The following is a 21435-nucleotide window of genomic DNA, read 5'->3' as shown; positions in this document are numbered from 1 at the left end:
TCATGAGCCAATTTTGGATTAACTTGGTGTTTGTGGGTGCGTCGTTTGCGCTGTATTTCGGCATTGCGATTTGGGCACGCGCGGGTTCTACCAAAGAATTTTATGTGGCAGGCGGGGGCGTGCATCCCGTACTCAACGGCATGGCAACCGCCGCCGACTGGATGAGTGCCGCTTCGTTTATTTCCATGGCGGGCATTATCGCCATGAGCGGTTATCCCGCTTCTGCCTACCTGATGGGCTGGACGGGCGGTTATGTGTTGCTGGCATTGCTGCTGGCACCCTATCTGCGTAAATTCGGCAAATTTACCGTGCCTGATTTTATTGGCGACCGTTTTTACAGCCGTACCGCGCGTTTGGTGGCGGTGGCGTGTTTGATTACCGCGTCCACCACCTACGTTATCGGACAAATGACAGGTGCAGGCGTGGCGTTTTCACGCTTTTTGGAAGTGAGCAATACCACAGGTTTGCTGATTGCCGCCGTGGTGGTGCTGTTTTACGCGGTATTGGGTGGCATGAAAGGCATTACCTACACCCAAGTGGCGCAATATGTGGTGCTGATTATTGCCTACACCATTCCCGCCGTGTTTATTTCGTTTAACCTGACAGGCAATCCGCTGCCACCTTTGGGTATGTTTGGCAACGAAAACGCTTCAGGCGAACCGCTGTTGCACAAACTTAACGGCTTAATTACCGATTTGGGCTTTAAAGCCTTTACCGCAGACGAACCCAACAAGCTGAATATGCTGTTGTTTACCATGTCGCTGATGATTGGTACAGCGGGTTTGCCCCATGTGATTATCCGTTTCTTTACCGTTCCCAAAGTGTCTGATGCGCGTACTTCCGCAGGTTGGGCATTGGTGTTTATCGCCCTGCTCTACACCACTGCACCCGCAGTCGGTTCAATGGCGCGTATGAATCTGGTGAACACCATTTACCCCGCAGGCACAAACCAGCCCGCTTTGGACTACGAACAACGCCCCGAATGGATGAAAAACTGGGAAACCACAGGTTTGCTGAAGTTTGAAGACAAAAACGGTGACGGCAAAATCCAATATTACAACGACAAAAACGAACAGTTTGAAGCCACCGCCACCGAACGCGGCTGGAAAGGCAATGAACTGACCGTTAACAACGATATTTTGGTATTGGCCAACCCCGAAATCGCCAATTTGCCCAGCTGGGTAATCGGCTTGATTGCCGCAGGTGGTTTGGCAGCAGCACTTTCTACCGCAGCAGGCTTGTTGTTGGCAATTTCTTCCGCCGTGTCGCACGATTTGATTAAGAAAACCCTCAAACCCGATATCAGCGAAAAAGGCGAACTGCTGGCAGCGCGTGTGTCAATGACGGTTGCCATCGTGGTGGCAACATGGTTGGGCATTAACCCGCCGGGGTTTGCCGCGCAAGTGGTTGCACTGGCATTCGGTATCGCCGCCGCTTCGCTGTTCCCCGTGCTGATGATGGGTATTTTCTCAAAACGCATCAACGACAAAGGTGCGATTGCGGGCATGCTGGCAGGTTTGCTTTCCACTTGTGTGTATATCTTCCTGTATTTGGGCTGGTTCTTTATCCCCGATACCAATACCTTTGAAAACAAACCTGAAAACTGGCTGTTTGGTATTTCGCCGCTGTCTTTCGGTACAGTGGGTGCCATCATCAACTTTGCCGTGGCGTTTGTGGTATCGCATTTGGGTAAAGCCCCGCCGCAAGACGTTCAGGACTTGGTGGAAAGCGTGCGTTTCCCGCACGGTGCAGGCAAAGCCATTGACCACTAATGGATTGATTTGAAAAAGCGGCACGTTTATCATCGTGCCGCTTTTGGTATTACAGACAAGGAAAGAACAATGCTGTGGGAATTTTTAGCCACCCTGTTTGCAGGTTTGGGCGCGGCAGGTGTGGTATTAATCGCCAAAACGCTGTTGCGCGGACGTATGCCCAAATGGGCTTTGCCTGCAGCGGCGGGTTTGGGGATGTTGGGATTTCAGGTTTACAGCGAATACACTTGGTTTGCCCATACCCGCGCCCAACTGCCGCAAGGTGCGCGGGTGGTGGCAGAAGTGCCTGCACGCGCATGGTATAAACCTTGGTCGTATGCCGTGCCGCAGGTTTTGCAGTTTGTGGCTGCCGATACGCAAAACATGGTGGTGGAAAACGAATCGCGCCGTGTAAACCTGTATTTTTTTGAACGGCGCATGAGCGCAAAAGTGCAAAGTGTGCGGGTAAACTGCACCACAGGGCATTATACCGATGTGTCGGGCAAATATACTTGGCAGTTTGACGGGCGTTTGCGTGAAGCAGTTTGCACAGGAAAAACGGAATAAAAATAGGCTGGATATAATCCAGCCGCTTGAAATGTAAAAAACAGCCTGAAAAGGCTGTTTTTTGAGTTTGGTGCCCAGGGTCGGACTCGAACCGACACACCTTTCGGTGGGGGATTTTGAGTCCCCTGCGTCTACCAATTTCGCCACCTGGGCTGGTGTTGAAGCTTGCTATTATACGGATTTTTTTTCTGCTGTCAAACGCTGCGTAAAACTTTTTTATAAAATATTAAAATTTTTAATAAAAAAGCCGCCGAATACATCGGCGGCGGTAAGCACGGGCGTGGTTTTACGCGCCGTAAACAGGATATTTATCGCACAGGGCTTTTACTTTTTCCGCCACTTGCGCCAAAACGGCGGCATCTTCGGGGGCTTCCAATACGTCTGCCACCAAGTTTGCCAACACGCGCGAATCGGCTTCGTTAAAACCGCGTGTGGTAATCGCTGCCGTACCGACACGGATACCACTGGTTACAAACGGTTTTTCGGGGTCGTTGGGAATGGCGTTTTTGTTGATGGTGATGTGCGCTTTGCCCAAGGCTTCTTCAGCGGCTTTGCCCGTAATCTGTTTGGCGCGTAAATCCACCAAGAAAACATGGCTTTCGGTACGACCCGAAATAATGCGCAAACCGCGTTTTACCAATTCTTCCGCCATGGCTGCGGCATTGGTTTTCACTTGTTTGGCATAGGTTTTGAATTCAGGCTCAAGCGCTTCTTTAAACGCAACGGCTTTGGCAGCAATCACGTGCATCAGCGGCCCACCTTGCAGGCTGGGGAAAATGCTGGAATTTAAGGCTTTTTCGTGGGTGGTATCGCGGCACAAAATCACGCCGCCGCGCGGACCGCGCAGGGTTTTGTGGGTGGTGGTGGTGACAAAATCGGCGTGGGGAACGGGGTTGGGGTATTCGCCACCTGCCACCAAGCCTGCATAGTGCGCCATATCCACAAACAGATACGCGCCCACTTTGTCGGCAATTTCGCGGAAACGCGCCCAATCAATTTCCAGCGCATAGGCAGATGCACCCGCCACAATCATTTTCGGTTTGTGTTCCAATGCCAAACGTTCCACTTCGGCATAGTCCAACACTTCGTTTTCGTCCAAACCGTAAGTAATGGCGTTGTACAGCTTGCCAGAAATATTCACAGACGCACCGTGGGTCAGGTGTCCGCCGTGCGCCAAACTCATGCCGAGAATGGTGTCGCCCGGTTTCAACACAGCAGCATACACGGCTTGATTGGCTTGGCTGCCTGAATGCGGCTGCACATTGGCGTATTCTGCGCCAAACAGTTTTTTCACGCGGTCAATGGCAAGCTGTTCCGCCACATCAACGTGTTCACAACCGCCGTAATAACGTTTGGCAGGATAGCCTTCGGCGTATTTATTGGTTAATTGGCTGCCTTGGGCTTCCATCACGGCGCAGCTGACATAGTTTTCAGAGGCAATCAGTTCAATGTGGTCTTGCTGGCGCACCACTTCGGCGGCGATGGCGGCGGCGAGTTCGAGGTCGTATTTTTCAATGGTAACGCTTTTGGAGAACATAAGCACAAATCCTAAACAGGTTCAGAAAAAAACCGCAGCGGCACAACGCGCGGCAGCGGCATTTTAACCTAATCTGACAACAAATCCGAAACACTTTACCCGTTTTGTGCGCAATTTTACTGAAAACAGCTGGACAGCCGCGCAGGGCTTTGGCAATAATCAAAATCCGTTTAACCGCCATCAAGGACCAATCCGATGAAACGCTTTTTGTGTCTCACTTTTACCTTGTTTGCTGCTGCTTGCGGTAATGCAGCGCAAACTCAACCCCCAGCTTCTACACCTGTCACACCAGCCGCATCATCGGCTTCCGCACCCGCCGCATCTGCTGCGGTAAGCGATGCCGCATCTGCTGTTGCCCCCAAACAGGTTTTACTGATTGACGTGCGCTCGCCCGAAGAATTCGCCGCAGGGCATTTGGACGGCGCAGTCAATATCCCCCACGACCAAATCGCCGAGCAAATCGCCCGTTTTACTAAAGACCCAAATGCCGAAATCCAACTTTACTGCCGCAGCGGTCGCCGTTCGGGTGTGGCTTTGGAAACCCTGCAAGGAATGGGTTATAAAAACTTAAGCAATTTGGGCGCGTATGACGACCTGAAGAAAAAATAAATCCGATTAAGGACAATGTGTTATGGCTATCATTATCTTGATGCTGATATTGGGGCTATGTTACCTGTTGTTTGACGTTAGCCAGATGCGCCAGCGTTTAGAAGCGGTGGAAAAACGCTTGCGCCATGTGGAAAAATTATTGCATCGGCAGGGCGTGCCGTCTGTGTCCGCGCCAACAGCCGAAACGCTTACGCCCAAACCGCCTGAAACGGCGGTTGCGCCCGCTGCGGTAGAAGCTGCACCGCCGAAAACGGTTAAAGCAGAAATCGCGCCACCGCTGCCTGAAACGGTCGCCGCCGCCACACCAGCAAACAGCAGTAACGATGCCCCGCGCTTCCGCATCAAACGGACAGAACCCGCCATTGCCCCGCCGCCGCCACCACCGGAAGCCCCCAAGCGCGTACCGTCTTCCGTTCCCCGCACTACCGCGTCAGAACCTGCCCCCAATCTTGTTTGGGCATGGTTTTGGCGCGGTAATCCTTTGTTAAAAACAGGTATGGCGTTGTTGTTTTTGGGTTTGGCGTTTTTATTGCGGTTGGCGGCGGAACACGTTCATTTTCCGATTGAAATGCGTTATTTGGGCGTGGCTGCCACGGGCATGGCAGCGGTGTGGTTGGGCGGAAAGCTGGCGCACAAACGCCGTGCCTACGGTTTGGCGGTGCAGGGTTTCGGTATGGCGGTGCTGTATTTAACCGTGTTGGCAGCATTAAAACTGCATCAGCTGCTGCCTGCGCCTGTCGCTTTAATGCTGATGAGTATTACCGTGATGGCAATGGCGGCTTTGGCGGTGCGCCGTGATGCTTTGGCGTTGGCGCATATTGCGGTGGCGGGCGGTATGGCTGCGCCCGTATTGGTATCAGACGGCAGCGGCAACCATATACTTTTGTTTGCCTATTTGGCTTTGCTCAACACAGGCATTGCGCTGATTGCTTGGTTTAAATCGTGGCGTTCGCTCAACCTGATGGGTTTTGCGGGTACGTTTTTAATTGGCGCGGTATGGGGCGCACAGGCTTATACACGCGAACATTTCGCCACCACCGAACCGTTTTTGCTGTATCACACACTGCTTTATACGCTGGTGGTGTGGCGTTTTGCCCTGCACAACCAACACGATGATATTCCTGCGCCCGACAACGATGCGGATTGGCAGACTTTGTGGCAACACGCTGCCCGCTACGGTATGCAAATCGGTAAAGTAGATGTTGCCTTGCTGTGCGCCACTGCCTTAACCGCGTTTTCACTGCAATACCGTATGGTGGCGGATATGCCTTACGGAGCAGCGGTGTCAGCATTCGGCTTTGCTGTGGCGTATGCGTTGGCGGCATGGTTTGCCCAACGGCAATCCCACAGCCTGCAAACGGCGTTTTCCCTGTTGGCAGCGGGTTTTGCCACGCTCAGTATTCCTTTGGCGTTTGATGGAGAATGGACAACGGCATTGTGGACCATAGAAGCCGCGCTGGTGTACGGCAGCGGCACACGTCTGCGCCAACCGTGGCTGCGTATGGGCGCATTGGCGGTAGGCATGATGGCAACCTTAATGCAGTTCGGCAGCTACAACAGCAGCAATGTTAGCGAACACACCGATATTCTGCTGATGGGCGACAGCTGGGGCGTATTGTGGATTTTGGCAAGCGCTGCCGCCGTGTGGGCATGGCGGCGCCATGATACCCCTGCCGATTGGGAACGGCGCGGACGTACTGCGTGGTTCGGGCTGGCAGGCATACACTTGATGTTGCTGCCCTTGATGTTGTTGCCTGTAACTTGGGCTTTGCCCGTATCGGCATGCTTGCCCCTACTGTGGGCAGTGCTGCGCCGCAGATTGGGCGTGATGGCAGAAGTGCTGACTGCCATCGGTTTGCTGTTGTGTCTGCTGCTGTGCCTGATTATGGCTGCACGTTTTGGCGATTTAACGGCATGGATGATGCTGACGGCTGCCGTTCCGCTTGCTGCCACTGCCTTTGTCCTGCATAAACAATACCGTTCAGAATTCGGCGCAGGCGTGGCATGGTGGGCATTACTGATGTCTTTTGCCTTTGGCTGGTATGCCCTGATACGTTTGTTGCCCGATGTGTGGGCAACGGTGCTGTGGTTTGCCGTTTGGTTGGCGGCAGCCGTGTACCTGAAATGGCGGCAAGGCATGAAAATTACCCTTGTTTTCCCCATTGTCTTTACGGTTTTATGGCTGATGTATCAACACAGCGTCCTGCCCCTGCTGGCAGCCACCATGTTACACGGCTGGATTTTACACGCCCAAAAACAACGCGCTGCCACCGAAATCCACGGCTTGGGTTTGGTGTTGTTTGTTTGGCTGTGGGGGATGTTTATTGCCGAAACCACCGCCAATAGCGATTGGCAAATCAGTGCAATGGGGCTATATGCCGCTGCGGGATTGTACTTATCCGCAGGTTACGGCACGGATTTGGCACGTTGGCTGCGCCACAACGGCGAAATCTACAGCCAAGTGGGTACGCTGATATTCACCGCTTTATCCGCCATGTGGCTGTTTTATGCCAACACCGCTACCCCCACTGCGCCCGTGCCGTATTTGCCGCTGCTTAATCCCGTGTTTGTATTGAGTGCGCTGATGTGCTGGATTGCGCTGCGCCACACGCGCCTGCCACAATGGTGCATGGGCGTGGCAATGTGGTACGCACTCAGTGCCGAAGTGTTACGCAACGGACACTTTTTCGGCGGCGTGGTATGGAATTTGCCCGACTTGCTGGCATCGTTTGCCCTGCAAGCGGCGTTGTCGGTGGCGTGGACAACAATGGGTATCGCCCTGATGGTGTGGGGCAACCGTAGCGCCCACCGCTTGCGCTGGCAGGCAGGCGCAGTTTTGTTGGGCGTGGTGGTGGCAAAACTGTTTTTTGTGGAACTCGCCGACAGCGGCGGCATCGCCCGCATTGTTTCGTTTATCGTGGTGGGACTGATGATGGTGGCTGTGGGCTGGTTCGCGCCCGTACCGCCGCCGCATTCCACCGAAGACGAAGACTAAATCACATCAACCAACAGGGCAGTTTGAACCCCTTTCAAACTGCCCTTTGTGTTATCCCCGCCTAAAATGTTATACAATAACCCCCTTTCATTTTTACCCAACGCCAAATGCCTTATTCCCTGCTGCTGGCGGGCGTGTGGCAACGTCTGCTGCTTGCCCTGTGTGCCATTGCCCTGATTTGGGGCGTTTATTTTTGGGCGTCCGCCGCATGAATACCCCCGCCATCCAAGTTGAAAACCTAACCGTCAGCTACCGCAGCCGTCCCGCCGTGCATCATGTGGATATGCGTTTTGACGCAGGCTGTATGTATGCCGTGTTCGGACCCAACGGCGCAGGCAAATCCACCCTGCTCAAAGCCATGATGCGCCTGCTGCGCTGCAATACAGGTGCCGTACACTGGCACGGGCTTTCCCGCGCCGACATCGCCTATCTGCCCCAACAGTCCGATATAGACCGCAGCCAGCCCATGAGCGTATTTGAACTGGCAGCATTGGGCTTATGGTATGAAACAGGCTTTTTCGGCAGCATTACCCCCACACAGCGCGAGCGTGTTCACGCTGCCTTAACACGGGTAAACATGAACGATTTTGCCCAACGCATGATAGGCGATTTGTCTAACGGACAATTCCAACGCGTGCTGTTAGCGCGTATGCTGGTACAAAACGCCCAATTTTTGCTGTTAGACGAACCGTTTAACGCCGTAGATGCCAAAACCACCTATGCCCTGTTAGACGTATTGCAGCAGGAACACCAAAACGGACGTGCCATTATTGCCGTTTTGCACGATTACGAACAAGTCCGCGCCTATTTTCCGCATACCTTCCTGATTGCCCGCGAAAAAGTGGCAGCGGGGCAAACCGATGACATCCTTTGTGAAGATTTGTTGCGCCGTGCCAATGCCTTGGCACAGGCAAGCGAAACGGAAGAATGGTGCGCCTTATGACCCGAATCAACCTTGTGCCACCGTCCGAACTGTGCGACCAACACCTGTTGGCAGAACACCGTGAATTAACGCGCATTCCCAATGCCGTTGCCAAAGGGCGTTTTCATTTAAACGGGCAGCCCGAAGACTACAAGCTGGGCGAAGGGCATGTACGTTTTTTCTTTAACCGACTGTTGTTTCTAAAAAACCGTTATGCTTTGCTGCATCAGGAATGTTTGGCGCGTGGTTTTAATGTGCAAAACCGTTGGCCCGACACGCTGCCTGAAGATGCCGCGCTGTGGCAGGACTACGTCCCCACTGTCGCCGCATTAGCCGCTAACCGCGCCCGTATTGCCGAGCGTATGCCGCAGAAAGCACGTTTTACCGCCCATCAAAACCAACAAGCAAGCCATACCGCATAACCGCACAATCAGAAAGCCAAACAACTGATGGGTAAAATAAATTTTGATTTTAAATTGTGGACGGCATTTGTACTGCTGTTGCTGATTCCGTCTGTTTTAAACTTGGTACGCCTGCACTTTATCGGCAATCTGCCTAATGAATGGGGTTTTAATATTGCCAGCCAAATCCAATGGCTGAATATTGTTTATGAAATCCTGCAAGAAGCCTTTTTAATTCCCCTGTTTTTTATGCTTGCCACTGCCCGCCAAACGGGACGGGAAACATTTTTAAATACCGCTGCCAACGGTTTGATGGTGGTGTTTGCCGTTTATTTGCTGTTGGCAGCGGGGGTGTGGACGTTTGCAGATGCCCTGCTGCCGCACACCGGTATCAGTCCGCAGCTTATCGGGCAGACAAGCGAGTACATCCGTTTGGAATCATTGGCATTAATGGGTGCAGTGGCAGGCGAATACCTGATTGTGTATTTGGCGGTAACGGGGCAATATCGGCAAATGATGGTTTTTTCCGTATGCAAAACGGCTTTATTGCTGTTGGCAGACGTATTTTTGATTGCCGATAACCGTTTTTCCCTGCAATTGGGCGTAAACGGCATTGCCCTGTCCAATCTCGCCGTCAATACGCTGCTGACCGTATGGCTGGCATACCGTATCCGCCTGTTGGATTGGATACGCCGACACGGTATCCGCTGGGACGGCGCATGGTTAAAACATTGGTTTGCCTTGGGCGCATTTTCAGGTTTGGAATCCCTGATACGCAATGTGGTTTTTGCCGTGATGATTTTGGCAATGGTCAACCAAATCGGTAATCAGGGCGTGTATTGGGTGGCAAACAGCGTGATTTGGGGCGTATTACTGGTGCCTGCCTTGGCATTATCGGAAGTGGTTAAACGCGATGTGGCTGCCGATGCCGACAATATCCGCCTCCGCACCCGCAGTTATTTGGGTTTGGCAACCGTATTTGTTTTGCTGTGGCTGTTGTCCATTCCCCTGTGGCAGCCGTTTTTAAGCCATGCTTTGCAGGTGCGCGAAGCCGATACCGTATTGTCGGTCATGCTGCTGCAAACGGGATTTTATTGTGTGTTTATTTTTAATTATGCGGTGTTGGATGCCACGCTGAAGGGCTTGGGTTTGACACGCTATATGCTGTATCAGTCTGTTTGTATTGATGTGGTGTATTACGGGGTGGTATTTGTGCTGTATCAGGCAGGAATGGTGTCCATGTCTTTGCAGACCATCAGTTTGATATTCGGCATCGGTATGGTGCTGGATATGCTGCCTACGATGTACCTGTATGCCAAAGCATTACGCCAACGCGGTATGCGTTGGCAGGAAGTGTGTTTTGCGCCTAAAGTTTAATTTTGGTTTCCGCCTTAACAAAATTCATAATAAATAAACTTTTAAACGTGCGAACTCGGTTGTCTGCCCCCAATACACGGCGGGTAAAACGGTGGTAGGCGTGCATGTCGCGGCAATGCACCAGCAGCATAAAATCATAATCGCCCGATATTTCATAACAACCTGCCACTTCGGGTTCGCGGCGCACCGCTGCTTCAAACGCACCTTGAATCAGATGGTCTTGATGTTCCAACTGAATTTGCACAAACACGCTGATTTCGCAGCCTGCTGCTTGCGGCGACACCAAGGCAACCGATTTCACCATACCATTTTGTTTCAAACGCGCCAAACGGCGTTGGCAGGTGGCAGCGGAAGCATGGCATTGTTCCGCCAAATCTTTTAAGGGCATATCGGCATTGTCTTGCAGCAGGTTTAATATGCGGCGGTCAAGCGCGTCTAAAGGGTAAAGGTTCATAGGGAAGAAAAAGAGAAGAAAATCGGAACAGCGTGAAACGGTATTATTTTGCACGAAGCCTAATATTTTGCAAAATATTTGCATCTTGTGCCGAAAAGCGGAAAAACCGTTCAGGTAGCCTGCGTACAATTTGGTTTTTTATCAGGAACAAACCCATGTGGTACGGTATGGCGTTGGCGGTTTTTGCCAATATTTTATTCGGTGTGATTTTTTTATACGGCGTGTGGCTGCAACCGTTAAACGGCACAGATGTTTTTGCGTGGCGGATGGTGGCGATGGCAGCGGTGATGCTGCTGTGGCTGACGGTAACGGGACAAAGACCCATGCTGTTGCGTCAATTGGCTAAAATACGCGGATGGAAAGTATGGCTGCTGCTGGTGTTGCCCACACCGATTTTAGCCAGCCAGTTTTGGCTGTTTATGTGGGCGCCTGCCAACGGACACGGACTGAATGTGGCAATGGGGTATTTTCTGTTTCCCCTAATAATGATTGTGGCGGGCAGGTTGTTTTTGGGCGAACGCTGGGACAGTTGGCAGGCAGCGGCGGTGGCGTGTGCCACGGCAGGCGTGCTGTGGGAATTGCTGCGGACAGGCGCGTTTGCGTGGAGTACCGCGTGGATTGCGTTCACTTATCCTGCTTACTACCTGATACGGCGGCAGCAGCGTGTGCCTGCGGTGGTGGGTTTGACGGTGGATTTGCTGTTGATTGCGCCCTGTGTCGGCTGGTATCTGCTTACCGCATCCGACAGCTTGGCACTGATAACGGCGCGTCCCGTATTGGCGGCAGCGGTGCTGTCTTTGGGCGTGTTCAGCGTATGGGCGATGCAGTGCAATTTACAGGCAGGTTTGCAGTTGCCTGTGGCATTATTTGGTATGATGAATTATTTGAAACCTGTGTTGCTGCTGGTGTTGGCGGTGCTGTATTTGCAGGAAGCGGTACAGGCGCAGATGCTGCCTGCTTACGGTTTAATTTGGCTGGGCGTGTGTTTGGCGGTATGGGGGGCGTGGCGGCGCGGATACCAGCCTGTTTGTAAAAATTCTTAATATATTTAATGTGATATGACGAGTAAATTAAACATTCTTTCCTTGTCTTCCCTGCTGATGCTGTTGGGTGCTTGTGCCGCGCCTTCTACACCTGCCGTTTCGTCCTGCCAAACTTTGTTGGACGATGCTTCTTTTTTAAGTGCCTACCGCAGCGCCTGTGTCGCGGAAAACCATGCCGATGCGGCGCGTTACGACAGCGAAAGCTATTTTGCGGGCGAAACTTTATTTAAACGGCAAAGCTGCCTGAAACATATTCCCGATGCACATATAGAAGTCAGCGTGGCAGCCGCCCAAGCCCAAACGGAAAACCAAGGTTATTGCGCTGCCAACCGCCACCGCGCCGAATCGCTGCTGCAACATTACGAATCACAAAAGCCTTAAACCATGTACGAACTGCTTATCCAACCTTTTTCCGAATTCGCTTTTATGCGTACCGCCTTGGCTTCGGTACTGATTTTGGCATTGTCTGCCGCGCCTGTAGGCGTATTTTTGGTGATGCGGCGCATGAGCCTGATTGGCGATGCACTCAGTCATGCCGTGCTGCCGGGGGCGGCTGCGGGCTATATGGTGGCGGGTTTGAGTTTGCCTGCGATGGGCATCGGCGGCTTTGTGGCGGGCATGCTGATGGCATTGTTGGCAGGATTAGCCAGCCGTTTTACCGAAGTGAAAGAAGATGCCAATTTTGCTGCGTTTTATTTAAGCAGCTTGGCGGTGGGTGTAACTTTGGTCAGTATTGGCGGCAACAGCGTAGAACTGCTGCATTTGCTGTTTGGTTCGGTGCTGGCGGTAGATGAAACCTCACTGTTGCTGATGGCATCGGTATCCACTGCCACACTGCTGGCATTGGCGGTAATGTACCGTCCCTTACTGCTGGAAAGCATAGACCCCACTTTTTTACGCGCGGTAAACGGACACGGCGGCGCGTGGCATGTGGCGTTTTTGGTGCTGGTGGTAATGAATTTGGTAGCAGGCTTTCAGGCTTTGGGTACGCTGATGTCGGTGGGATTGATGATGCTGCCGGCGGTAACGGCGCGTTTGTGGGTGCGCCGCATCGGGGCAATGATGGCAGTTGCCGCAGCCATTGCCTTGGTATGCGGTGCAGCGGGATTATTGTTTTCCTATTACGTCAATATCCCGTCAGGACCTGCCATTATTTTATTCTGCGGTGGATTTTATTTGTTTTCGGTGCTGTTTGGCGCACAAAGCGGCGTATTGGTCAAACTGCTGCGCCGCAAACACCGCAAGCCCTAAATCCCGCTGCAGCTATTTCCCCACAGAACGCGGCTGTCCGCCTGCTTCCGCCCCCATCAAAGCCATCATTTGCGCCAAACTGCCCGCATCGGACAAACGTACAGAAGGCTCTTTTGCCGCCGCAGCCGCCAAAACCGCCGCTTCGGTTTGGCTTTTAACACGGCTGCATTCGTCCGCATACGCCCTGCCCCACGCGTGCATCGCCGCCACCACCGGCATCAGCGTTTCGCCAAACGCCGTCAGCGAATATTCCACTTTCGGCGGCACTTGCGCATACACCTTGCGCAACACAATCCCATCGTTTTCCAATTCGCGCAACTGCATGGTCAGCACCCGCTGGGTTACGGCGGGAATCAAACGGTTCAATTCGTTAAAACGGCGCGTATTTCCGTTTAAATAATACAAAATCAACGGTTTCCATTTTCCACCCATTACCGCCAAAGTGGTATTAACGGGGCAAAGGTGTTCCTGATTCTCAACGGGTTCGCTCATGCTTTCGTCCTTTACAGTATCAAAAATGTATGTACTTGCAAAAATAATTATACACCATATAATAGCGGTAACGATTCACACAAGGAAAAAATATGCGTATCGCCGAACTTGACCGTATTAACCAATTGGCACAAAAAGCCAAAACCACCCCTTTAAGCACCGCAGAGCAGCACGAACGCGAGCAATTGCGCCAAAGCTATCTGGCACAAATCCGCGCCCAATTTCGTGGCACCTTATCCGTGCTTACCGTTATAGACAGCGAAGGCAACGACGTTACCCCTGCCAAGCTGCGTTATGCACAAGCCAATAATCTAATTTAAATTAAGGAAATAAACATGAGAAACGTACAACAGATTTACCGCGCCAACAGCCAGCACTGGGTAGGCAACGGCTTTTTGGTACAACCCCTGTTTTCCCATATGGATGAAGACCGCGGCAGCGACCCGTTTTTGATGCTGGATTACGCAGCCCCCAAAGATTTTCCCGCTGACGGACTGGAACGCGGCGTGGGCGCACACCCACACAAAGGCTTTGAAGCCGTTACCATCGCCTATCAAGGCGAAGTGGAACACCGCGATTCCACAGGCGGCGGTGGCGTTATCGGCACAGGCGATGTACAGTGGATGACCGCAGGCAACGGCATTATTCACCAAGAATTCCATTCCGAGCATTTTTCGCGTAACGGCGGCACATTTGAAATGGTGCAGCTGTGGGTAAACCTGCCTGCCAAACACAAATCCGCGCCTGCCCGTTACCAGCATCTGGCAAAAGAAAACATTCCCGTTATCGCCCTGCCCGCGCAAGCAGGCACAATACGCCTGATTGCCGGCGAATACCAAAATACCCAAGGCGCAGCGGAAACCTTTACCGAAATGAACGTATGGGACATGGATTTGAACGCCACCCAGCAAGCCGAATTATCCATTCCCGTCAGCCACAATTTGCTGTTGGTGGTATTGCGCGGCGAAGTCAGCATCAACAGCGAACAAAAAGCCCGTGCAGGTGAATTGGTACGTTTTGAGCAACAAGGCGAAGCCTTTACCCTGCAAGCAGGCGCAGAAAACGCCAAAATCCTGCTGCTGTCAGGCGTACCGATTAACGAGCCTGTCGCCGCTTACGGACCGTTTGTGATGAACACCGAAACAGAAATCCTGCAAGCGATGGATGATTTCCGTTCTGAACGTTTTGGCGCGATTGCTTAAACCACAATAAAGCCGTTTTTCCTTAAATATTTTGGAAAAACGGCTTTTTATCATTTGGCTGATTTTATAATTGATAAAAATAAAAACGAGACAAAGCGACAACGCCCGCCGTGTACCAACAGTCCATAAGGGCGTTAACAACGCCTTATCGTTGCGATTTTAATCAACTATATACACGTCCCGCATTTGCTTCCGCCAATACCGCCAACAATTTTTCGGTATCGTCCCAACCAATACAGGCATCGGTAATGCTCTTACCATACACTTCAGGCTTATCTTGCCGCCCAGCCTGCAAATGGCTTTCCACCATCACACCCATAATATTGTCTTCGCCGCTGCGCAGCTGTTGCGCCACATCTTCTGCGACAATCATCTGACGGGTATGGTCTTTATTACTGTTGGCATGGCTGCAATCCACCATCAGTTTAGGCGTTACGCCTGCTTTATTCAAAGCCGCTGCCGCTGCTTGCACATGCTCACTGCTGTAATTGGGCTCTTTGCCGCCACGCAAAATCACATGGCAATCAGGATTGCCCGCTGTATGCACAATGGCAGAATGCCCTGTTTTGGTTACCGATAAAAAGTGATGCGGATGCGAAGCCGCACCAATGGCATCAATGGCGATTTTCAAATTGCCGTCCGTACCGTTTTTAAAGCCCACGGGGCAAGACAAACCACTTGCCAACTCACGGTGAACTTGGCTTTCGGTTGTCCGCGCCCCAATCGCCCCCCACGAAATCAAATCCGCATAATACTGCGGCGTAATCATGTCCAAAAACTCGGTAGAAGCAGGCATACCCAGATTATTCAAATCCAATAATAATTTACGCGCCTGACGCAAACCAAAATTAATATCAAACGAACCATCTAAATGCGGGTCGTTAATCAAACCTTTCCAACCTACAGTGGTACGCGGTTTTTCAAAATATACCCGCATCACAATCAACAGCTCTTTGGCATATTTTTCGCGCAATACCAATAACTTCTGTGCATATTCCAATGCTGCTTTGGGGTCGTGAATGGAACACGGTCCGATAATCACCAATAAGCGTTTATCTTCGCCTTTTAATAATTTGGCAATTTCCGCACGGGTTTTTAACACCAAATCGGTTGCCTGTTCGCTAATCGGCAATTCGTATAAGTGGGCAATCGGCGGCAACAGTTCTGCCAATGCGTGAATGCGTACATCATCTGTCGTATGTAAGTGGTTCATTATTGTGTCCTTATCAAAAACTCAAGATTAACCTTTCCCCACATTCTTGACAAGGATTTTTTGACATAAATTGAAATATAATTGCGTTTATTTCACTTTAACTTAATTTTATAGCATATAAATGAGCATTATTGACTAAAAATTAAAATATTATTTCAATTCATTTTAAATTAAAATATTATAAAAAATCCCCCGCTATTAAGCGGGGGATTTGAGTATAGGTAGTTTGGCGGTGCCCTACTTTCGCACGGGGATCCGTACTATCATCGGCGCAGCTGCGTTTCACGGTCCTGTTCGGGAAGGGAAGGGGTGGTACCGCAGCGCTGTTGCCGCCAAACATAAAAGGATAAATCGGAAGCCGCTGTTGGGTAATGATGTATTTCAGTAAACTGATTAAGTACTTCAAATGATAGAGTCAAGCCTTACGGGCAATTAGTACAGGTTAGCTCCACACATTGCTGTGCTTCCACACCCTGCCTATCGACGTTCTGGTCTCGAACGACCCTTTAATGTGGTCAAGCCACAAGGGAAGTCTCATCTTCAGGCGGGTTTCGCGCTTAGATGCTTTCAGCGCTTATCCCTTCCGAACTTAGCTACCCGGCGATGCGACTGGCGTCACAACCGGTACACCAGAGGTTCGTCCACTCCGGTCCTCTCGTACTAGGAGCAGCCCCCGTCAAACTTCCAACGCCCACTGCAGATAGGGACCAAACTGTCTCACGACGTTTTAAACCCAGCTCACGTACCACTTTAAATGGCGAACAGCCATACCCTTGGGACCGACTACAGCCCCAGGATGTGATGAGCCGACATCGAGGTGCCAAACTCCGCCGTCGATATGAACTCTTGGGCGGAATCAGCCTGTTATCCCCGGAGTACCTTTTATCCGTTGAGCGATGGCCCTTCCATACAGAACCACCGGATCACTATGTCCTGCTTTCGCACCTGCTCGACTTGTGGGTCTTGCAGTTAAGCTACCTTATGCCATTGCACTATGAGTCCGATTTCCGACCGGACCTAGGTAACCTTCGAACTCCTCCGTTACACTTTGGGAGGAGACCGCCCCAGTCAAACTGCCTACCATGCACGGTCCCCGATCCGGATGACGGATCTGGGTTAGAACCTCAAAGCCACCAGGGTGGTATTTCAAGGGCGGCTCCGCAGAAACTGGCGTTTCTGTTTCATAGCCTCCCACCTATCCTACACAAGTGACTTCAAAGTCCAATGCAAAGCTGCAGTAAAGGTTCACGGGGTCTTTCCGTCTAGCAGCGGGGAGATTGCATCTTCACAACCATTTCAACTTCGCTGAGTCTCGGGAGGAGACAGTGTGGCCATCGTTACGCCATTCGTGCGGGTCGGAACTTACCCGACAAGGAATTTCGCTACCTTAGGACCGTTATAGTTACGGCCGCCGTTTACTGGGGCTTCGATCCGATGCTTGCACATCTTCAATTAACCTTCCAGCACCGGGCAGGCGTCACACCCTATACGTCCACTTTCGTGTTAGCAGAGTGCTGTGTTTTTAATAAACAGTCGCAGCCACCTATTCTCTGCGGCCCTCTTTGGCTTACGGAGCGAGTCCTTCACCTAAAAGGGCATACCTTCTCCCGAAGTTACGGTATCAATTTGCCGAGTTCCTTCTCCCGAGTTCTCTCAAGCGCCTTAGAATTCTCATCCTGCCCACCTGTGTCGGTTTGCGGTACGGTTCTGATTCAACTGAAGCTTAGTGGCTTTTCCTGGAAGCGTGGTATTTGCTGCTTCGCAACCGTGGTTGCTCGTCATCACGTCTCGGCATTAAGGAAGCGGATTTGCCTACTTCCTCTGCCTACCAGCTTAAACAGACTATTCCAACAGTCTGCCAGCATAACCTTCTCCGTCCCCACATCGCATTGAATCAAAGTACGGGAATATTAACCCGTTTCCCATCGGCTACGCATTTCTGCCTCGCCTTAGGGGCCGACTCACCCTACGCCGATGAACGTTGCGTAGGAAACCTTGGGCTTTCGGCGAGCGGGCTTTTCACCCGCTTTATCGCTACTCATGTCAACATTCGCACTTCTGATACCTCCAGCAGCCTTTACAAGCTGCCTTCACAGGCTTACAGAACGCTCCCCTACCATGCTAGTAAACTAGCATCCGCGGCTTCGGTTACAGATTTGAGCCCCGTTACATCTTCCGCGCAGGAAGACTCGACCAGTGAGCTATTACGCTTTCTTTAAATGATGGCTGCTTCTAAGCCAACATCCTGGCTGTCTGTGCCTTCCCACTTCGTTTACCACTTAATCTGTCATTTGGGACCTTAGCCGGCGGTCTGGGTTGTTTCCCTCTTGACAACGGACGTTAGCACCCGCTGTCTGTCTCCCATGATTGCACTTTCCGGTATTCTTAGTTTGCCATGGGTTGGTAAGTCGCAATGACCCCCTAGCCATAACAGTGCTTTACCCCCGGAAGTGATACATGAGGCACTACCTAAATAGTTTTCGGGGAGAACCAGCTATCTCCGAGTTTGTTTAGCCTTTCACCCCTATCCACAGCTCATCCCCGCATTTTGCAACATGCGTGGGTTCGGACCTCCAGTGCGTGTTACCGCACCTTCATCCTGGCCATGGATAGATCACTCGGTTTCGGGTCTACACCCAGCAACTGTTCGCCCTATTAAGACTCGGTTTCCCTGCGCCTCCCCTACTCGGTTAAGCTCGCTACTGAATGTAAGTCGTTGACCCATTATACAAAAGGTACGCAGTCACCCTATACAGGGCTCCCACTGTTTGTATGCATCAGGTTTCAGGTTCTATTTCACTCCCCTCCCGGGGTTCTTTTCGCCTTTCCCTCACGGTACTGGTTCACTATCGGTCGATGATGAGTATTTAGCCTTGGAGGATGGTCCCCCCGTCTTCGGACAGGATTTCACGTGTCCCGCCTTACTTTTCGTGCGCTTAGTACCATGATAGTGTTTTCGGATACGGGGCTATCACCCACTATGGCGGACGTTTCCAAGTCCTTTTCCTAACACTGCCATTATTACGCACAGGCTTTTCCGTGTTCGCTCGCCACTACTTACGGAATCTCGGTTGATTTCTTTTCCTCCGGGTACTTAGATGGTTCAGTTCTCCGGGTTCGCTTCAGCAGAGCTATGTATTCACTCTGTGATACACACTAAAGTGTGTGGGTTTCCCCATTCGGACATCGCGGTATCATTGCTTTATTGCCAGCTTCTCCGCGCTTTTCGCAGGCTTACACGTCCTTCATCGCCTATCATCGCCAAGGCATCCACCTGATGCACTTATTTACTTGACTCTATCATTTGAAGTACCTGTTGACTTCGTTTGTTTGGCGTTGACGACCAGAACAAACTTCAGATACCTTACTTTGATACAGTTTACTGCTTTGTTGTGAATTGTTCCTGCCTTTTGTGTTCAGGAACAATTGATACAATCATCACCCAAATTACTGTGGTTGAAATATATTTATATTTACAACCAACATTGTCTTTGTTTGTTGATTTCGGCTTCCGATTTGTTAAAGAGCGATGCAATTATTTTTGCAAATAAAAACAGACTATTTTACCTTAATCCGCTTTTATTTGCAAAAGCTTTATTTAATATCTGATGAAATACCTGATATTTGGTGGAGGCAAACGGGATCGAACCGATGACCCCCTGCTTGCAAAGCAGGTGCTCTACCAACTGAGCTATGCCCCCAGTATTCTTCAGTTTGGGTCTTTCAAACGGCTTTAAGCAGTTTGGTGGGTCTGGGAGGACTTGAACCTCCGACCCCACGCTTATCAAGCGTGTGCTCTAACCAGCTGAGCTACAAACCCAAGGTCTTTTTCTTGCATCTAACATGATTACCGATAAGTGCGGATACTTGACCGCTTTCTCTAGAAAGGAGGTGATCCAGCCGCAGGTTCCCCTACGGCTACCTTGTTACGACTTCACCCCAGTCATGAAGCATACCGTGTTAAGCGGGCTCCTTTCGGTTACCCTACCCAATTCTGGTATCCCCCACTCCCATGGTGTGACGGGCGGTGTGTACAAGACCCGGGAACGTATTCACCGCAGTATGCTGACCTGCGATTACTAGCGATTCCGACTTCATGCACTCGAGTTGCAGAGTGCAATCCGGACTACGATCGGTTTTCTGGGATTGGCTCCGCCTCGCGGCTTGGCTACCCTCTGTACCGACCATTGTATGACGTGTGAAGCCCTGGTCATAAGGGCCATGAGGACTTGACGTCATCCCCACCTTCCTCCGGTTTGTCACCGGCAGTCTCATCAGAGTGCCCAACTTAATGATGGCAACTGATGACAAGGGTTGCGCTCGTTGCGGGACTTAACCCAACATCTCACGACACGAGCTGACGACAGCCATGCAGCACCTGTGTTACGGTTCCCGAAGGCACAAGCATATCTCTACGCTCTTCCGTACATGTCAAGACCAGGTAAGGTTCTTCGCGTTGCATCGAATTAATCCACATCATCCACCGCTTGTGCGGGTCCCCGTCAATTCCTTTGAGTTTTAATCTTGCGACCGTACTCCCCAGGCGGTCAATTTCACGCGTTAGCTACGCTACTAAGGTGTCAAGCACCCCAACAGCTAATTGACATCGTTTAGGGCGTGGACTACCAGGGTATCTAATCCTGTTTGCTACCCACGCTTTCGGGCATGAACGTCAGTGTTATCCCAGGGGGCTGCCTTCGCCATCGGTATTCCTCCACATCTCTACGCATTTCACTGCTACACGTGGAATTCTACCCCCCTCTGACACACTCTAGCTATCCAGTTCAGAACGCAGTTCCCAGGTTGAGCCCGGGGATTTCACATCCTGCTTAAATAACCGTCTGCGCCCGCTTTACGCCCAGTAATTCCGATTAACGCTCGCACCCTACGTATTACCGCGGCTGCTGGCACGTAGTTAGCCGGTGCTTATTCTTCGGGTACCGTCATCAGTCATGGGTATTAGCCACAACTTTTTCTTCCCCGACAAAAGTCCTTTACAACCCGAAGGCCTTCTTCAGACACGCGGCATGGCTGGATCAGGCTTGCGCCCATTGTCCAAAATTCCCCACTGCTGCCTCCCGTAGGAGTCTGGGCCGTGTCTCAGTCCCAGTGTGGCGGATCATCCTCTCAGACCCGCTACTGATCGTCGGCTTGGTAGGCTTTTACCCCACCAACTACCTAATCAGACATTGGCCGCTCGGATAACGCGAGGTCAAACGATCCCCCGCTTTCCTTCTTAAAGCGTATGCGGTATTAGCTTACCTTTCGGCAAGTTATCCCCCATTACCCGGTACGTTCCAATGCATTACTCACCCGTTCGCCACTCGCCGGCAGAAGTGCAAGCACTTCCCCGCTGCCGTTCGACTTGCATGTGTAAAGCATGCCGCCAGCGTTCAATCTGAGCCAGGATCAAACTCTTATGTTCAATCTCTAACTTAATAACTTCTGGTCTGCTCAAAAAAACCAACAAGAAACACAACAAACAAACGTTACTGTGTACTCGTCAATCTTGGCAGTGCGGACAAATATCCGCACTTATCGGTAATCAACTGTTAAAGAGCAATAAAAATCACCGCCACAACTTAAAAACCAGTGCTGCAGCAGCGAAAAACCGAACTATA

General features: G+C 51.3%; 15 protein-coding genes, 3 tRNA genes, 3 rRNA genes and 1 pseudogene. 12 read left to right on the top strand and 10 right to left on the bottom strand.

Going from position 1 to position 21435, the window contains the following annotated elements; genetic code table 11:
* The first annotated feature begins 2 nt into the window (after positions 1-2).
* Together H3L98_RS02540 and H3L98_RS02535 are read left to right on the top strand one after the other, a co-directional pair.
* Entirely contained in the window at positions 3-1772 is a 1770-nt protein-coding gene (locus H3L98_RS02540) for a sodium:solute symporter family protein (protein ID WP_027022312.1), read from the top strand.
* A 69-nt stretch (positions 1773-1841) separates the two neighbouring features.
* Positions 1842-2318 (top strand): hypothetical protein, encoded by a 477-nt coding sequence (locus tag H3L98_RS02535; protein ID WP_027022313.1) that lies wholly within the window; start codon positions 1842-1844, stop codon positions 2316-2318.
* A 68-nt stretch (positions 2319-2386) separates the two neighbouring features.
* Here the strand turns inward: H3L98_RS02535 and H3L98_RS02530 are convergent.
* Together H3L98_RS02530 and glyA are read right to left on the bottom strand one after the other, a co-directional pair.
* Positions 2387-2471: transfer RNA gene (locus H3L98_RS02530), tRNA-Leu, on the bottom strand.
* Positions 2472-2604: 133 nt separating this feature from the next.
* Complete coding sequence (glyA, locus tag H3L98_RS02525) at positions 2605-3855, bottom strand: serine hydroxymethyltransferase (RefSeq protein WP_027022314.1); 1251 nt, start codon at positions 3853-3855, stop codon at positions 2605-2607.
* A 195-nt stretch (positions 3856-4050) separates the two neighbouring features.
* Between glyA and H3L98_RS02520 the strand changes: the two genes are divergently transcribed.
* From H3L98_RS02520 to H3L98_RS02500, 5 genes are all read left to right on the top strand, one after another.
* Positions 4051-4464 carry a rhodanese-like domain-containing protein gene (locus H3L98_RS02520; RefSeq protein ID WP_027022315.1) on the top strand — a complete coding sequence of 138 codons (414 nt, stop codon included), beginning with the start codon at positions 4051-4053 and terminating at the stop codon, positions 4462-4464.
* 22 nt (positions 4465-4486) lie between these two features.
* The gene (locus H3L98_RS02515; RefSeq protein WP_084481900.1) at positions 4487-7459 is read left to right on the top strand and encodes a DUF2339 domain-containing protein; all 2973 of its coding nucleotides are present in this window, start codon (positions 4487-4489) and stop codon (positions 7457-7459) included.
* 208 nt (positions 7460-7667) lie between these two features.
* Positions 7668-8402 carry a metal ABC transporter ATP-binding protein gene (locus H3L98_RS02510; protein WP_182078445.1) on the top strand — a complete coding sequence of 245 codons (735 nt, stop codon included), beginning with the start codon at positions 7668-7670 and terminating at the stop codon, positions 8400-8402.
* Complete coding sequence (locus H3L98_RS02505) at positions 8399-8803, top strand: pyrimidine dimer DNA glycosylase/endonuclease V (protein ID WP_027022318.1); 405 nt, start codon at positions 8399-8401, stop codon at positions 8801-8803. Before H3L98_RS02510 ends, H3L98_RS02505 begins: the two co-directional genes overlap by 4 nt.
* Before the next feature lie 27 nt (positions 8804-8830).
* A complete protein-coding gene (locus H3L98_RS02500) occupies positions 8831-10159 on the top strand; it encodes an MATE family Na+-driven efflux transporter (protein ID WP_027022319.1) in 1329 nt (442 codons plus the stop codon).
* Here the strand turns inward: H3L98_RS02500 and H3L98_RS02495 are convergent.
* Positions 10149-10613 carry an Lrp/AsnC family transcriptional regulator gene (locus tag H3L98_RS02495; RefSeq protein ID WP_027022320.1) on the bottom strand — a complete coding sequence of 155 codons (465 nt, stop codon included), beginning with the start codon at positions 10611-10613 and terminating at the stop codon, positions 10149-10151. The two genes, H3L98_RS02500 and H3L98_RS02495, sit on opposite strands and share 11 nt — an antisense overlap.
* A 155-nt stretch (positions 10614-10768) precedes the next feature.
* Between H3L98_RS02495 and rarD the strand changes: the two genes are divergently transcribed.
* The 3 genes from rarD to H3L98_RS02480 are packed head-to-tail and all read left to right on the top strand — an operon-like array spanning position 10769 to position 12907.
* Positions 10769-11656, top strand: a complete 888-nt coding sequence (gene rarD / locus H3L98_RS02490; protein WP_034333705.1) for an EamA family transporter RarD — start codon at positions 10769-10771, stop codon at positions 11654-11656.
* Between the two features lie 15 nt (positions 11657-11671).
* A complete protein-coding gene (locus H3L98_RS02485; RefSeq protein WP_027022322.1) occupies positions 11672-12037 on the top strand; it encodes a hypothetical protein in 366 nt (121 codons plus the stop codon).
* Positions 12038-12040: 3 nt separating this feature from the next.
* Entirely contained in the window at positions 12041-12907 is an 867-nt protein-coding gene (locus tag H3L98_RS02480; RefSeq protein WP_027022323.1) for a metal ABC transporter permease, read from the top strand.
* A 147-nt stretch (positions 12908-13054) separates the two neighbouring features.
* Here the strand turns inward: H3L98_RS02480 and H3L98_RS10885 are convergent.
* Positions 13055-13399: pseudogene (locus H3L98_RS10885) on the bottom strand (winged helix-turn-helix transcriptional regulator); the annotation flags it as partial.
* Positions 13400-13491: 92 nt separating this feature from the next.
* Here H3L98_RS10885 and H3L98_RS02470 point away from each other — a divergent pair.
* The gene (locus H3L98_RS02470; protein WP_027022324.1) at positions 13492-13719 is read left to right on the top strand and encodes a DUF896 domain-containing protein; all 228 of its coding nucleotides are present in this window, start codon (positions 13492-13494) and stop codon (positions 13717-13719) included.
* A 15-nt stretch (positions 13720-13734) separates the two neighbouring features.
* On the top strand, positions 13735-14601 hold the full coding sequence (locus H3L98_RS02465) for a pirin family protein (protein ID WP_027022325.1): 867 nt from the start codon (positions 13735-13737) through the stop codon (positions 14599-14601).
* Positions 14602-14764: 163 nt separating this feature from the next.
* Here the strand turns inward: H3L98_RS02465 and aroG are convergent, their stop codons facing one another.
* The 6 genes from aroG to H3L98_RS02435 form a co-directional block, all read right to left on the bottom strand.
* A complete protein-coding gene (aroG, locus tag H3L98_RS02460; protein WP_027022326.1) occupies positions 14765-15814 on the bottom strand; it encodes a 3-deoxy-7-phosphoheptulonate synthase AroG in 1050 nt (349 codons plus the stop codon).
* Between the two features lie 224 nt (positions 15815-16038).
* Positions 16039-16151 (bottom strand): 5S ribosomal RNA (rrf, locus tag H3L98_RS02455).
* A 74-nt stretch (positions 16152-16225) separates the two neighbouring features.
* Positions 16226-19111, bottom strand: a 23S ribosomal RNA gene (locus tag H3L98_RS02450).
* Between the two features lie 328 nt (positions 19112-19439).
* A tRNA-Ala gene (locus H3L98_RS02445) sits at positions 19440-19515 on the bottom strand.
* A 42-nt stretch (positions 19516-19557) separates the two neighbouring features.
* Positions 19558-19634 (bottom strand) — tRNA-Ile (locus H3L98_RS02440).
* A 64-nt stretch (positions 19635-19698) separates the two neighbouring features.
* Positions 19699-21239, bottom strand: a 16S ribosomal RNA gene (locus H3L98_RS02435).
* Together the 16S, 23S and 5S rRNA genes with 2 tRNA genes alongside form the textbook arrangement of a ribosomal RNA operon.
* Between the last annotated feature and the right edge of the window lie 196 nt (positions 21240-21435).

This window comes from Conchiformibius steedae, from assembly GCF_014054725.1.
In the GTDB taxonomy this organism is placed as follows: domain Bacteria; phylum Pseudomonadota; class Gammaproteobacteria; order Burkholderiales; family Neisseriaceae; genus Conchiformibius; species Conchiformibius steedae.
Note: the sequence above shows the minus strand (reverse complement) of the source record. Positions and strands in the feature narration are given on the sequence as shown.